1 protein-coding gene is annotated in these 257 nt (G+C 63.4%); it reads left to right on the plus strand.

Going from position 1 to position 257, the window contains the following annotated elements; translation table 11 throughout:
- The coding region (locus AC0IW9_RS31235; RefSeq protein ID WP_471652177.1) for a TonB-dependent receptor domain-containing protein at window positions 1-257 on the plus strand (257 nt) is incomplete at both ends.

Raw genomic sequence — 257 nt, forward strand, 5'->3', positions numbered from 1 at the left:
GCCAAAGATCAGCGTCGTCTACTCGCCCTGGGAGCAAGCCAGCCTTTATGCCAACTGGGGCCGCAGCTATCAGGTCGGGGTCGGGTCGGCGGCGTATCGCCTGGCGACCCTCAGCGACGACCTGAAACCGTCGATCAACGATGGCTGGGAAACCGGGATCAAGTTCAAGCCAGCCGCCTGGATCGATGGCCGGATCGCCTACTGGGAGCAGAAGGCCTCGGATGAAGTGCAGCGCAAGCTCAACGACGCCGTTGGCG

It is taken from the genome of Belnapia sp. AC561, from assembly GCF_979252845.1.